The sequence below is a fragment of the Mesorhizobium sp. M0701 genome, assembly GCF_040320365.1.
Classification (GTDB): Bacteria; Pseudomonadota; Alphaproteobacteria; order Rhizobiales; family Rhizobiaceae; genus Mesorhizobium.
In genome coordinates this window covers 68,858-83,405 of record NZ_JAMYPO010000009.1, presented here as the reverse complement: position 1 = coordinate 83,405, position 14,548 = coordinate 68,858, and the positions used below count along the sequence as shown (strand labels likewise).

Sequence of the window (14,548 nt, the reverse complement as noted above, 5' to 3'; positions counted from 1 at the left end):
CGCAATCCTGCGAACCTTTCGCCGACGGTTGCTGAAATTGATCGAAAGGACATGCCGTCGGTTGCCCTGAGGCCAACTCTCTACAGGGCGTGGAGATTGTCCTTCAACATGCTCTGAGGCCGCATTTTCGCTCCATGGTGGGAAGCTGGATCCGAGTCTGCAGCCCAGCTTCCGGCAGCGTTTTGGCCTCACTTCGCCTGCCCCTGAAGGGGGCTACACAAATCAATCTCCTGACGAGGCACATCTATCCGATGCTTGCGACCGGCTTTTTCTTCTCTCCGCTTATTCGAGCTGCCTTACTGAGGCCGCCTGCTGAACCGTTATTCTCACCCGATCCAGCGAGCTCTTGCCGAGCACTCTCCAATGCCTTCGCCGCAGATCCCTCCTTAATCACCTTAAGTTCTTCCGTGACCGTATTTGATTTTATGAGACGCCACTTGTCGAGGGAGGCGGCGCGCACGAAGCCGTAAGCCGATGGCATACGGACCATCAGCCAGCCTAGCTTCAACAATTCCTCCGTGAAGCCTCTCACGAACGCCGCCCCACCGACACGCCGTCCAGTCAGGCGCCTGAATGTCTTGTACGACATTCTTGCACGGGTTCGCGGCTGTCCCGCTTTGTTTGTGGTGCGTTTCAAAGTCAAAGCAACGAGTGTCGCCGCATCACTTAGCGAAACACTCGGTGTTGCAATCGGCGAAACAGTGTTCATAACCTTACTCTCCTTAGCTTGAGCAGAATCGATAAACTCATCACTGCTATCGAACGTCGTTCGTCTCGGGCCGAACTGAAGGAAACGGGGCCACTTCATCGAACCAGCCATCCTTTTTTGCCAAATACGACATTGCCATTGCGTGCATGGCAGACCTTATTTGCTGTGGCCGCGACTGAGACATAGATGCGAGGGGTTCCGCGGCTAGCTCACCAGATCTCGACAAAAGCGCCATTTTGGCACCCGATCCGTCAGTGCTCCATCTCAAAGTTAGAACCAAACCACCACTCTGTAGGTGCCGACGTAGGTCGGTATCAGTATCAGGCTCGGAACTGACCAATATTAGTCGTGTGGTCGGCAAGGTCGACAGCGCACGGCGGGGCCATTCATCTTCGCTGTTGACAATGAAATAGCCCTGGTTTCCGCACTGCAACACTCGCTGAGCGAGATCTTCGAGAACTGTACCATTGTCTGCATCCGTTCGAGTCATCGAGACCGCACGGCAAGCACCCAGACAAAGACCGCTCGCCCAAAGTCTGTCCGGAGAGGCCGCATAAACCAGGGCTTCCAGGAACGGGTCTCTGGCCAGCATTTGCGGGGTTGTCCGCCGCCCAAATTCCTGGGGTACAGTGTTGATGTAAGCGCCTCTTTTCGACAAGAGACCAACTCTTCGCCCTTCCGCCTGGAACCGATGATCGATTGCTGTCGCCACCGCACCAGTGTGTCGATCGCCGATGACGAGTACGGTGGCAATTTCCGAAGAGCCCGGCTCATTGTACATATTGGCCAAGATTATCTCACTCACATCTCTCGAGGTCCCCGCTCGCGGCCAAAGATGAAACTCGATCCCCGGCCGTGCATTTACCTCGATGACAGTACACCCGACCTCTTTGTATGATCTTGCAATATCGGGCATGATGAGATCTATCCCGGCAATGTTAAGGCCGATGACTCTCACGATGCGCTCGCACAGTTGCCTGTTATCTGGATGAACGGAGTTTGTAACATCGACCGGGACGCCTCCACGGGCGAGGTGGCCGGTAGGTCGGAGAACCAAAGGCTGCCCGGAAATTGGGACGGACTCCAGCGTAAGACGACGCAAGGCTAGGTGCCGTAGCAGCTCATCGTCAATCTCTACAGGAGAAAGACGTCTCCCGTCTCTGTCGGGTTCTCGGTTCAAATCATGAATCAGGTCAACTATCGTTTTTTCACCGTCGCCAACGACTTGGGGGGGGCAACACATGACCGCCGCAACGAGATGATAGTCAACGACTGTCGCTCGAAATTCCGGGCCGGCTATGAACTGCTCAACCAAGACGCCAAATCGCTCTGACTGAGTGACGTCGTGCGCTATATCGAATGCAGCCTCAACTGCACGGCGTCCCCGCAGTTTAACCGAGACTCCCCGCCCCTGATTTCCCTGAACCGGTTTGACCACGACGGTCTTACCCAGCTGTTTGGCGGCAGCGACGGCCTCAGGTTTGGTGCGAACGGTAATCTGACGGGGTACTGGGATCCCCGCTTGCGCCAAAAGTCTGTTGCCCAGCCTTTTGTCCAAGGCCACCTTCGCCGACGCAAACGATGTAGAACCCGATATCGTCGAGAACAGCTGCTTCTGGTGCTTGCCTTGGCCAAGGCGAAGGTGGTTACGGGCAATGAATTCGAATGGGATGTGATTTCTCTTAGCTGCAGCTACAAGCACAGCGGTCGAATTTGAAAGACGTCGTCTCTTCGCCCTTTCCAGGTTTAGCTCCCGAGTCTGAGCGTATTTCGCTGCCCCGTCCTCGCCTCGCGCCGCCTCACCTATCGCTTCAACGACAGCCGAAGCAGCCGCGCGCGACATCTGCGGGTCATCCGACTCCCAAACGATTGCAAGATGGCTTTCGGACGGATCGCCTATTAGCGACGCCGTCGGCGAAAACGAATAGAAATTCATCGCGCGGCGAAGCTCAAGATCAGCGGACAGGATTGCGTCGGCAATGTAGCGAGGGACCAAAGCGTTTTGTGCACAACCGGGAAACATTTCGGACAGCGCTGAGCGAGCCAGCGCAGTAAAATCGAAGATGCAAGAAACCGCTAGCCGCCCGATATTCAGGGTTAATTTGACCACCGTGTTCGTGCTATGCACATTAAGTCCCGATAGCACCTTAAAACTGACAATCTCAATTTGTCCCAGCTCTTCAGATAGGCTGACCATAACCCCACTTTTGACCCCGGATGTTCACGCTCCGCCTGCTTTTCGACCGTCTCCCACAATACAGACTTCCTGACCACGCTTCCGCTGCAGCCACTTCAAATGCATCTCGAAACGGGCACCGCATCGATGGGCATGAGCGGCTTCGGCAAGACCCGATGTGAACGGGCGAAGATGTGGCGCATTCCACCACATTTAAGCACGCTTTATATCTGATCCCCCGCGTTCAGTCGGCCTAAACGCTACGGCCGCAGCATCCGGAAGTCGCGTTCTTATTCTCTTGAAAGACCAGTGGATTTCCCGTCGGCCTGATCCGGACAATGCAGTTGGATGGTATGTGGCCTCGCGGGGAGATGTCGTCATGCATTCGAATGGCAGAGATCCAGACATTATAGTGTTAATAGCCGTTAAAAGTCGTCAGCTTGGGTATGTATTTTAGGCATCTAATACTAGTTATCTAATCATATTGGTTATTGGATAATCGATTGCAAACGGAGAGGAGTATAGAAAGGAGCTTAATCTTATACCATCGAACAGAAAAGACTTCTAAATGCCATCCAAATGTAAGTTGGGGGGTTCATGTCCGTTTCAAGAATTAAGCGCGGGCGCCTGAAGGGAGCTAAACGAGCATTCGCCACCCGCCGGGTCGCCGCATCTCACATGCGCACACTCGTCACCGGACCTATACAGCCCGTCGCTGGCGATCTTGTTTTGGCGCGTGTTGATGAACTCGGCAATCACAGCAGACTGGAGCTCATCTGCGGGCGAAAGGCGATCATGTTTCGCGGAGATGAGATAATCCTCTGTTATGGAAACAGGTACGCTCCTGACCAGTTCGAGGCTGTCATAGGCCCTGATCTGGGGCCGTGCGACTTGGTAGCGGGGGGCGGCATCGCGGCATGTGAGCTTTCCAGGCATGCTCGCATGCTGGCGCCAACCAAGATCACCCCTCTCGGCCTGATTGGCGACAAATTCGGTCGCCGGCTAAACGTGTGGGATTACAAGGTCAGCTCCGACGATTTGCCCCCTTCCCTGCCGATTGTTCTGTCGCTTGGGACGTCAATGAACGCCGGCAAGACATTGACGGCAACGTCATTGGTCCGAGGGTTCAAAAAGGCGGGACTGAAGGTCGCGGCACTGAAAATTACAGGAACTGGCTCGGGTGGCGACACTTGGATTGTGCGGGATGCCGGAGCCGACATCGTTCTTGATTTCACAGATGCCGGATTTGCAACGACGTATTTAGCCCCGGTAGAGTTGATTGAGAAGGGCGCGTTCCGCCTACTGAACCATGCCGCTGAAAATGGATGTGACGTCGCTGTTATTGAGATTGCCGATGGGCTGCAGCAGAAGGAAACTTCCGAGCTAATTCTGGCTGAATCTTTTCGGAGCATGGCTCTTGGCGCGATTTTCGCTTCCTACGACGCGATGGGAGCAAAGTATGGAGTTGATACCCTCCGCGCTGCTGGCCACAAGGTACTTGCAATTAGTGGCAGGATCGGCCGATCGCCGCTCGGTGTGAGGGAGGCTGAAGAAGCCACTGGCCTGCATGTCTATTCCCCATGGGAGCTCCAGGATGGGGCACTCAGCCCCGTTCTAAAGGCTCGCGCTTCTGAAAAACTGGCTAACGGACAGGCCAATAATCCATATCTACGGCGTATTGCTGATTCCCCAAATCCAATGACGGCACTCGACCAGGGTCGAGCCTACTCTTCCCAGCTGCGAATTGATTTTTTAGGGAAGCTCGCGCACGAACTGATTCTGGCAGAGTTGGGAGAAACACCTGGCCCCGGAAGGCCTGCCAGTGACAGCAGGGCGACATGGCCGAGTCCCTTTGGGAGCGTCTCGGTCACGTTGCCCGAGTTGCTATCGCAAAGCTCGAACCCCGCATTTATGTCGATCCAGGCGCCCGCTGAGTTGATTGAAGCGGCAGTGCTGGCAAAAACCCGTGGAGCCCTCAAGTCATCTCTGGGCAGCCTGGTCCAAGCCCTCGGCTGCCCTCCCCTGTCCGCCACCCAAATGTACAACCTCGTGAGCGGAGCTTGGTCGATGTTCGAGGCAGTTGATCACGATGAACGCCTTTGGGCAGCAAATCGGCTTCAGCCAAATGTTCTTGCGGGACCTGCTTTGAGCCCTCATGACGATTTGGATGGGATGATCATGAATTTCTCGGGAATTTTCAACGAGGACCCCGACCAGCATGCCCCGCTTGGACGGGCGTGAAAGACGGTGTCCTTGCTGAGAACACGAGGTAGGCGGCGGTACAGCGCCCCCCTCAGCGAAATGTGGCGAAGGTCGATACCTGGCCTTGCTGCGGTTGTGGGTTTTGGTGTCTGTATCAATGCGCTCCGATTTGCTGGGCCGCTTTATTTTATACAAATATTCGACCGGGTCATTTCCAGCCGGAGCGTGGAAACCCTCGTTATTCTGACCTTGGCCGCCTTGCTCGCTCTGGTAACTGGCGTCGTGCTGGAAGCCATTCGTCATCGTATGCTTTCCCGCTGGAGCGTTTGGATCGAGCACCACTTGACCAGCCAGTCCGTGAAAGCCGGATTGACGGCAGGCGTCCCCAATCCGCCGCTTCTGACCAGCATCGAGAAAGTCTCCAGCTTTGTTGAGCGAGGGCTAGCTGCTTGGCTGGACGTGGTCTGGGCTCCCGTTTTCCTGTTATGTGTATACTTGATCCATCCTGTTCTCGGCCTGATCGCGTTGGCAGGCATGGCTTTGCTGACAGGCATGGGCCTGCTCAAAGAAAAGATCACACAAGAGCCCCGCCAAGCTGAACGTGAAGCTGCCAAGCAGGCGAAAGAGGTATTGATCTCAGCGGAAAGGCACAAAGACGTAGTCGGCGCCTTCGCAATGGCCGACGCGATCGCCGGTCGCTGGGGTAGGAACAGAGTAGATGGCTTTTTGCAGCGGGAGCGGCTTAATGCCAGAGGATCGAGCCTTGATGCAGCGATCCGGGCGCTGAACCGTTGCGTTTACATAGTTCTATTGGCATCGGGCATCTGGCTGTTCCTGAACGATTCGGCGTCCCTCGGAGGCGTATTTGCAGCCCGGCTCATTGCCAGATTTGCTTACAGAATGGTGGAAAAGGCAGTTCGGGAGCTCAGAAGCCTCAGGGAAGCGCGGGAGGGATACTCCAAGATCAAGGCGGAGCTTGCCAAACCGTTGGACGTAGAGCCGTCTCTGCTTCCTGGAACGCCGCAAGGCTCGTTAGTTCTCGATCAAGTTACATTCAGGCATGCTGGATCGCGAGCAGACGTATTTAGGAAACTGTCGCTTTCTCTGGCTCCTGGGGAATTGCTGCTGGTCATAGGACGTGCAGCCACCGGCAAGACGACGCTTTCTCGTCTTCTCATTGGTTTGCTCAAGCCCCGCACCGGCCAGATCCGCTTGGGAGACATGGACATAACCAGGCTTCCGGATAATGTTAGAGTTGGAGGCATCGGCTATTTACCTCAGCACGTTGAACTTTTCGAGGGAACCGTCGCGGAAAATATCGCGCGGTTTCAACAAAGTTCTATCGACGACGTGGTTTCCGCAGCAAAAATAGCTGGGATACACGAAGTTATCATTCGTCTGGGCCAGGGTTATGACACTTTGCTTAACGACTCGGTCGGCCTGTCCGGGAGTGAACGGAAGCGAGTAGCCCTTGCCCGCGCGCTCTTTCGCGCGCCGAGACTTATTGTCTTGGACGAGCCATTCGCCAATTTGGACGCTGCCTCGAAGAAGACCCTCGAGTCGGCGGTTAGGCTTATGAAGGATGCGGGAAGCTCGGTAATTGTCACCATATCCGGACAGACCAACCGTCTTGCCGGATTAGTTGATAGGTCGCTGATCCTAGGAAGTCGATCGCCTGAGCTCACCGAAGGTTCGGTTCCTCCCGTTCGCTTCGGGAAAACTGAATTGCGGAGCGTTAAATGATAGCTTCGCTCGCCCGTGACACCGAACGCTCCGGCACCCAGCAAGCCGAGGATCCGCCGCCGTTTGGTAGGCGTTTAGTGATCTCTGGTTTCGCGATTGTCGCTGCCTTCTCGACCCTGACCGGCATGTGGCTTGTCGCGGCACCTATCCAGGGTGCGGTCTTGGCCACCGGGGTGGTGAATGTCGCGTCAAACGTAAAGACAGTTCAGCACCTCGAAGGCGGCATCATATCAGAGATATTGGCTCAAGAAGGAGATCGCGTGTCGCCAGGCCAGGTGTTGATACGATTGCAAAACACCGCTTCGGCGGCTGCTGCAAATGAAATCAAGGCGCAGTGGTACGAGGCGAAGGCTACGGAAGCGCGCTTGGTCGCGGAAAGAGATGGAAAGGACTCGATCGAAATTCCGCCTGAATTGAAAGCGTCCGGCAAATTGGCAGCGGATGCTGTTTCCGGGCAGGAGAGTGTCTTTCGGACACGTCAAAACCTCTTCAGAGAGCAGCTCTCCCTGCTGCAGCAAGCAACCGGAAGCATGGCGAAGGAGATAGAGGGTTTTGAAGGGCAAGTGGTAGCGGCTACCCGGAAGCTCGAGCTGATCGAGGAGCAATTAGGTGATGTGCGCAGCCTGTACGAAAGGAAGTTGGTAGTCAGGACGCGCCTTGTAGATTTGGAAAGAGAAAAGGCGGACGTGGGAGGTGCCCTAAGCGGGTATGTAGCGTCGATCGGCGCGACCCAGCAAAAGATGGAGGAGACGAAATTCAAGATTGCCGAACTTAGCGCCTCGACGACGGCCGATATCGTCGAGACACTAGGAGAAACCCGCGCCAAAATATACGAATACGAGCAGCGAATGGCCGCTGCTGATGACGTGGCGACGCGTACCGAGATACGTGCTCCTATCGGAGGCACCATAGTGGGACTTAAGGTCCACACGAATGGAGGGGTCGTAACGGCGGGAGAGCCGCTGATGGACATCGTCCCTCAGGAGGATAGCTTCGTTGTTGTGGCAAACGTTGACCCCCTCGACGTCGATCAGGTGAAAGTGGGGCTGCACGCGACGGTGTGGCTTAGCGCTGTGAACAGACGTTACCAGCAACCGATGACCGGTGACGTTCGCACTCTTTCAGCTGACCGGCTAATTGACCCTCGGACCGGTCAGGCTTTTTATTCAGTCCGAATTGTTCTGAGGCCGGAGTCTTTGAAGCCTGGAGCATTGCAAGCTGGAATGGGCACACAGGTCATGATCGAAACTGGAGCGAGGTCAGCATGGGAGTATCTCAGCGCGCCGGTCTATGCCGCTATGGGACGTGCTCTTCGTGAATAAAGAGAACGAGCAATAGACAAAGACTTTTACGCTCCCGTTCAAGTATAATTTGGGCGAGTATCGAGTATTATGTCTTCTTCCAGTCGCGGCCACCAGTCGACGCGTCGCCGCCGCTCGGCCCTGTCGACGCCGCGCATGCGCAGGCCGAACTCGACATTCTCGCGCACGGTGAGGAATGGAAACAGCGCCAAGCTCTGCCAGGCCATCGGCGTGTCCCGCTGCCAGGTGACGGCTTTCGTCGATCAGCACGGCCATTGAACACCATAGTGTCTGGATCGCTGCCGTTCGAATGCACGACGACATCGCCCCCGACAGCCACATATCATCCAACTGAAATAAGAGTGGAAACCATGGCCAGCAACGCCAAACTCGCTGAATCAGCTGGCGAAACGCCGAAGCTTAACATGAAACCGATCGAGGAGATTGACAGCAAGCAAATCTCCACGGCAATCCGACAAAATCGGCCGTTTGTTGTTCGAGGCTGGGTTGCAGCCTCCGACGGTTGGGGATTGGATGACCCCAAATGGGCGCGGCATACCGGGCAGGTTACGGTGGTTCCAGGGGACGAGACCACGGTTTCCACTGCATCCTATGTCTTACGCAAGAGCGGGATGACACACGAAATGACCTTCCGTGAGTTGTTCGAGCGGATCCTAGGCCAGGGGGAATGGCAACCACTGATCGATGCAAACGAGCGCTACTACATGTTTGGCGGGAAAGTCCCGAGCAGCCTTCTGGAGGCATTGCCTTGGCCAAGCGACCTGGAGTTCGTTGGCTCGTCTCCCTATGTTGCTTCCGAAGGGGTTGCCGCCAAGGCGCATTATGATCATTGGTACGCATTCCTGGTGCAGCTACACGGGACAAAAGCCGTAAAAATGTTCCCCCCTTGGGATTATAGTTTCATCTATCCGCAGCATGAAAAGACGGCCGACAAGCCCAGGCGGGCGCTTGTGGATTTGAATAATCCCGGTTTTGACCAGTTCCCGTTGTTGAATCAACTGCATGGAGAGATTGCCGTACTGAATGCAGGTGACGTTTTGTATATGCCGGTCGATTGGTGGCATGAGGTTGAAACCGAGGGATTCTCCGTCAGCATCAACCGGCGTTTGAGACGGAGTGCGCTGGACTGGGCCGGCGCTCTGCTTGTATTCGGCTATCAGGTCCTGCAAGGCGCATACCGTTACGGCATCGAACCGATTCCCAGCCACGAAATTAAGACTCTGGCCAAGCATGCCTATGTTGAGTGGAAGAGCGACACCGGCAAAACGGAATACGATCAATGGTGCGCATTCCTGGCGCAGTTGGGGCGGGACCAAGCAAAGGCGTTGCGGATCCCCGAAGATCTCGGAGTCCTCATGGCGCGGTGTTTTCAGACCGAGCAAGACCTAACGAAGGCAGAGTTTGAGGCGCTCTCGCATCCCGCGGCTGGACTACCTGTTCGGCATTGACCTGCATCCCGGATTTCTGACCGTTCTGAGCTGGAATTTTCCACTGAGTTGAAGTTTTCGGAGGTGCAGATCGCCTTCATCCTGCGACAAGCTGAGGAGGGGACGGCGGTTACGTGACGGTTTGGCTGAGCGCTGTGAGCAAACGTTACCAGCAACCGATGAGCGGTGACATTCGCACTCTTTCAGCTGACCGACTAATGACCCTCGGGCCGGTCAAGCTTCTATTCAGTTCGAATTGTTCTGAGACCGGTGTCTTTGAAAGCAGCGCCTGTAGCATTGCAAGCTGGGATGAGCACACAGGTCATGATCGAAACTGGAGCGAGGTCAGCATGGGAGTATCGCGCCGGTCTCTGCCGCCATGGGGCGTGCTCTTCGTGAATGACCAGAGGACGCGGCGGAGGACGCGGCACCACACGAAACACCACCGGATGGGCAAATCAAGACTAGCCTCTGGAGACGCGTAGACATCACCAACGTCCTGTTTGCGTCGACTGAGCTCGGGTCATTGCAGCTGCGGGAGGCATGCTACCATGCTCAAGTGCTACCATGTTGACCGGACCCGCCGCGAAGTGCTGAACTCCATCGCGCTCTCAGCTCAAGCTGCGATAGTCCTGAAGATCCCATCCGCAGGAGCTCCTCAAGCGGTGTTTGAAAAGAACCCGCAGGGCTCTTTCCCCCCTGCCTCCCTCACAAAGCTAGTGACCACCATCACAGCGCTCAATGTGGCATCTCGGTGCGAACGTTCCTTGAACACCATGATGGAGATGATCGTAGAGGACAAAGCAAAGGGGTCGGGCAAAAACATTAACGTGGGTGATCGCTTTTCCTTTCAGGATGCGATCGCAAACATGATGCTGCCGTCCTCCAACGTCACGGCCAACGTCGTGGCACGGACTTTCGGCCAGCTTCTGATTGATATCGAGGAAAACGAGGCAAGCTCTGTTCCTCGTTTCGTTCAGGAGATGAACGCGACGGCCGCCAGTCTCGGAATGACCAATTCGACTTTCGTTAATCCGCATGGGCTCTATGCCCCGGCACAGATCACAACCTGTGCGGACATAGCGAAGCTCCTGGTGGATGCGATCGAGCGCCCAGCGATTTCGAGTGTGTGGGGCCGCGCCACCTACAACATGACGATCATAGGGCCGAATGCTAGAACCCAACAAATCACGTCGTCTGTAAAAATGATTGAAGGCGACGATGTTTTGGGTGGCAAGACTGGAACGCTCCGGCCCAAGACCTATAACCTTACCATCTATTCGCAGACGACCTCGGGGGCGAAATTAGCCTCGGTCATACTCTGCTCTCCTTCGGATGATGCCCGCTATGCGGATATGCGGCTTCTCTTGAGCGCTTTGGATGAGGTGTGATGTGACGAGAAATCGAGCATGATAGGGGATGCTCAGCCCACCCGAGCTGCGGCGAGTGGCCGTCATGACGAAACTACTAGCAGGTTGTTGAAAATCTGTTTCGTTCCCTGAACGTCTCGCATTCATGTCCTGGTCCTCTCGATGGGCCAGAACGAACTTCAAACCGCATTAGATCAGAGGGGCAAGGTCAACCTGGCCAATGTTTCGGCTTGAGAAGCAGGGACGGAAGCCGCACCGAGCTTCGTATAAGCCGAAGGAACGCCGCGTTGACTAGCCGATAACCCACTAAAACCGTGGATTTATTGAAACCGCACGAGCATTGCGGGTCGGGCGCGCAGTGATTGAAAATCATCGCGCCGCGCTATGTTATTTGCAAGCTGCGCGCCAGTTCCTTTCGCTCTCGTTAGCGGCCTTGGCAATTCAGCCACAACCGATGCGGAAAGGGGCAGCTCTGGTCCCGCAAGAAAGGGGCATCCGTTGTGTCATTGAATTTTACGTTTTGAGACCGGCGGCGGGCCCAGGTCCGCTTGCCGAACAGGGAGGAAGACAATGGACGGAGAATCGCATTCCCAATCAAGGCGAAGATTTCTGAAGACGAGTGGACTTGTCACTGGGCTAACGGCGACGGCGCTTACCGCTCCCTGGGTTCGAAAGGCCGGAGCCGCTGACACGATCATCTGGAAGATTCAAACCTCGTGGCCGGCGGGTGTCGGACTTGAAACTTTCCAGAGCTGGTGTGGGACCATCAAGGAAAAGACCGGAGGCCAACTCGAATTTCAGCCGTTCAAGGGTGTGATGGAGAACCCGACCGTCGGTTACGTGACGCCGGACATGTATCAGGGATTGTCGATCAACCTCTGAGGCTCTCCGCGCCCGTCCTGTCCGGGCGGGCGCACTCTCCTGCAAGAGGCAGTCGCCGATGCCCTCACTCACATTTGTGCTGCCGCACTGGCTATACTGGTCAAGCCTCGTGCTTTTCCCGCTCGTTGCGGTCTTCCTTGTCCATCGCGAGCGGGCACAGCGCGATGCCGGCCGTCCAAATCTCTTTCTTGCTTACCTGTTCCTGGTCACTGCAGGCTTCCTCGGCATGCACCGGTTTTATCTGAAGAGCAGGTGGGGATTCATTTTTATCCCGCTGTTCATTGCAGTGCTTTGGACGAGCGCCCAGGTACGCGACGGACGTGAGGCAGTGTCGCTCGCGCGATCCCAGAGCGAACACGCCGAAAGGCTGTTGCCGCGTGCCAAGGCAGATGTCGCAGCCAGCAAAGAAGGCGCTGCCGATCGCCTGGCGAAAGCTGAGGCAGACGCCACGGTGGCGCGCGATAATCTGAGCGCCGCCGCCCATGGGCTCGAGCGCGCCAACAGCATCGGCCGAATTGCCGGACTTCTGCTTGGTCTCGCTCTCGCAGGCGACGCCCTTCTAATACCCGGTCTTGTGCGGCGCGCCCGCACCCGTGAGATCGAGCGCGCCGCGGCCGACCATCCGCTCGTAGTCGATGTGCCAGCCACGCCCGTCAAGCAACCGCTCGCGTTGTTCCAGCCGGTCGACTGGCTGGTACGCGTGACGGGCGAGTTCGTCGCGTATTGGTCGGTTCTCGCAGTGGTGGCGTACTACTACGAAGTGGTGGCCCGTTTTGTTTTCAACTCACCGACCAACTGGGTACATGAAAGCATGTTTCTTATGTTCGGCATCCAGTACATGCTGGCAGGCGCCTATGCCTACCGTGACGAAACGCATGTCAGGGTAGACATCGTCTACAGCCATCTCTCCGAACGCGGTCGTGCTGTCTGCGACATCATCACCTCGGCCTTCTTCTTCTTGTTCACCGGCACCATGCTGGTCACAGGATGGCGATTTGCGAGCGATGCCACGGCGGTTGGCGAACGCTCATTCACCGAATGGGGCATCCAATACTGGCCGGTAAAGCTCGCGATCCCCGTCGGGGCAGCGCTCCTGTTGCTTCAGGGTCTATCCCGGCTGATGCGAGACATCGCCACTGCATTTGGAAGGGTCGGCTGAGCGATGGGCCTCGAGCTTCCGATCCTGTGGCTCAGCATATTGATGTTCGGGGGTCTGGGCGTACTTTTGCTGCTCGGATTACCGATGGCCTTTTGCACCGGCAGCCTTGCCGTGCTTTTCCTCTTTCTATTCGGCAATTCGGCCATGCTGAACATGCTGCCGTCTCGGGTCTTCCCGTTCATGACGGATTATCAGCTCTCGGCGGTGCCGCTTTTCATCTTCATGGCCGCGATTCTCGAGAAGGCGGGCATCATCGAGGAGCTGTTCGATGTCGTCTACAAATGGCTGGGCGGACTCAAAGGCGGGCTCGCATCGGCCACGGTGATCTCCTGCACGCTGCTGGCCGCGATGGTCGGTGTCGTCGGGGCGACGGAAGTGACGATGGGCATGATCGCGCTCCCGGCCATGCTGCGCCGCAACTACGACGCCAAGCTCGCCTGCGGCTCGCTTCTTGCTGGCGGGACCCTAGGCATTCTCATACCCCCTTCCGTCATGGCGATCGTCTATGCCGTCGTGGCGCAGCAGTCGCTGGGCGAGCTTTTGATCGGGTCGGTATTTCCCGGGCTGCTGCTGTCCGGGATGTACGTCGCCTACGTGACGGCGCGCTGTTACATCGACCCCAAACTCGGCCCGGCGTTGCCGCCGAACGAGCGCATTGACTTCGCCCAAAAACTCAAGCTTTTGCGCCGGACGTTCATGCCGATACTGCTGATCCTGCTTGTGCTCGGGGTCATCTTCATGGGCATTGCCACGCCGGTCGAAGCCGCCGGCATCGGTACGTTCGGGGCTTTCATCGTCTGCGCCGCACATCGGCGCCTGACCTGGGACACGATCCGGGAGGCCTGTGTCGCGACGCTCAAGGCCACGGCGATGGTCATGTGGATATTCTTCGGCGCCACCATGTTCGTCGGTTTCTTCATCCTGAAAGGTGGGCAGAACTTCGTAGCCGAATCGATACTCGGAACAGGCTTGGCGCCTTACGGCGTTCTTGTTCTGATGATGATCATTCTGTTCGTCCTGGGCATGTTTCTGGACTGGGTGGGCATTCTCCTTCTCACCGTACCGATATTTCTGCCCATCCTAAAGCCACTCGAATTCGGCGGCACGTTTGGGCTAGCCGGTGTGGCTCCTGAAGACGTGCCACTGTGGTATGGTGTCATTTTCATGGTCAACATGCAGATGGCGTTCCTTAGCCCGCCTTTCGGCTATTCGCTGTTCTATCTGAAGAGCGTTGCGCCGCCGGAGATCTCGATGGCGACGATCTTTCGATCCGCAGTCCCCTTCTTGTGCCTGCAGGCGATCGGAGTGGGACTATGCATCGTGTTCCCCTCAATCGTCGTCTGGCTCCCGAAGGTCATGTACGGAGCCAATTGACCACATTTGCGGCTTGCCGACACCGAGGATCAGTCGAATTTGATAGCTTTTCGCTTGAACGGCGTCACCTTTTTGCCTTCCTTTGCGCGTCGTCATGAGATCGCTTCTTGAAACAATCCTGGCTGCGAGTGCGGGTTTATCGCACTCGACCAGTCTTGGTTATCTCGCCTACGCCGCCCCGGGA

General features: G+C 56.4%; 11 protein-coding genes. 8 read left to right on the top strand and 3 right to left on the bottom strand.

The window, feature by feature from the left end; genetic code table 11:
- Positions 1–244: 244 nt before the first annotated feature.
- The gene (locus NKI24_RS11610) at positions 245–709 is read right to left on the bottom strand and encodes a hypothetical protein (RefSeq protein WP_352745324.1); all 465 of its coding nucleotides are present in this window, start codon (positions 707–709) and stop codon (positions 245–247) included.
- A 46-nt stretch (positions 710–755) separates the two neighbouring features.
- A complete protein-coding gene (locus NKI24_RS11605; RefSeq protein ID WP_352745321.1) occupies positions 756–2,906 on the bottom strand; it encodes an ATP-grasp domain-containing protein in 2,151 nt (716 codons plus the stop codon).
- Between the two features lie 576 nt (positions 2,907–3,482).
- Here NKI24_RS11605 and NKI24_RS11600 point away from each other — a divergent pair.
- The 3 genes from NKI24_RS11600 to NKI24_RS11590 all read left to right on the top strand — a co-directional run bounded on the left by NKI24_RS11600 (position 3,483) and on the right by NKI24_RS11590 (position 8,152).
- On the top strand, positions 3,483–5,126 hold the full coding sequence (locus tag NKI24_RS11600; RefSeq protein ID WP_352745318.1) for a hypothetical protein: 1,644 nt from the start codon (positions 3,483–3,485) through the stop codon (positions 5,124–5,126).
- 96 nt (positions 5,127–5,222) lie between these two features.
- Positions 5,223–6,830 (top strand): ATP-binding cassette domain-containing protein, encoded by a 1,608-nt coding sequence (locus NKI24_RS11595; RefSeq protein WP_352451181.1) that lies wholly within the window; start codon positions 5,223–5,225, stop codon positions 6,828–6,830.
- On the top strand, positions 6,827–8,152 hold the full coding sequence (locus NKI24_RS11590) for an HlyD family type I secretion periplasmic adaptor subunit (protein WP_352451180.1): 1,326 nt from the start codon (positions 6,827–6,829) through the stop codon (positions 8,150–8,152). Before NKI24_RS11595 ends, NKI24_RS11590 begins: the two co-directional genes overlap by 4 nt.
- A 38-nt stretch (positions 8,153–8,190) precedes the next feature.
- On the opposite strand, the gene NKI24_RS11585 is transcribed toward NKI24_RS11590, so the two are convergent.
- Positions 8,191–8,358 (bottom strand): hypothetical protein, encoded by a 168-nt coding sequence (locus NKI24_RS11585; RefSeq protein WP_352451179.1) that lies wholly within the window; start codon positions 8,356–8,358, stop codon positions 8,191–8,193.
- Positions 8,359–8,502: 144 nt separating this feature from the next.
- Here NKI24_RS11585 and NKI24_RS11580 point away from each other — a divergent pair, with 144 nt between their 5' ends.
- From NKI24_RS11580 to NKI24_RS11560, 5 genes are all read left to right on the top strand, one after another.
- Entirely contained in the window at positions 8,503–9,600 is a 1,098-nt protein-coding gene (locus NKI24_RS11580) for a cupin-like domain-containing protein (protein WP_352745314.1), read from the top strand.
- A gap of 530 nt (positions 9,601–10,130) precedes the next feature.
- Positions 10,131–10,970: a D-alanyl-D-alanine carboxypeptidase family protein gene (locus NKI24_RS11575; RefSeq protein WP_352745311.1), complete on the top strand. Its 840-nt coding sequence runs from the start codon at positions 10,131–10,133 to the stop codon at positions 10,968–10,970.
- Positions 10,971–11,519: 549 nt separating this feature from the next.
- The gene (locus tag NKI24_RS11570) at positions 11,520–11,831 is read left to right on the top strand and encodes a twin-arginine translocation signal domain-containing protein (RefSeq protein ID WP_352745308.1); all 312 of its coding nucleotides are present in this window, start codon (positions 11,520–11,522) and stop codon (positions 11,829–11,831) included.
- Positions 11,832–11,940: 109 nt separating this feature from the next.
- The gene (locus NKI24_RS11565) at positions 11,941–12,990 is read left to right on the top strand and encodes a TRAP transporter small permease subunit (RefSeq protein WP_352745305.1); all 1,050 of its coding nucleotides are present in this window, start codon (positions 11,941–11,943) and stop codon (positions 12,988–12,990) included.
- 3 nt (positions 12,991–12,993) lie between these two features.
- The gene (locus NKI24_RS11560; RefSeq protein ID WP_352451174.1) at positions 12,994–14,364 is read left to right on the top strand and encodes a TRAP transporter large permease; all 1,371 of its coding nucleotides are present in this window, start codon (positions 12,994–12,996) and stop codon (positions 14,362–14,364) included.
- The last annotated feature ends 184 nt before the right edge of the window (positions 14,365–14,548 follow it).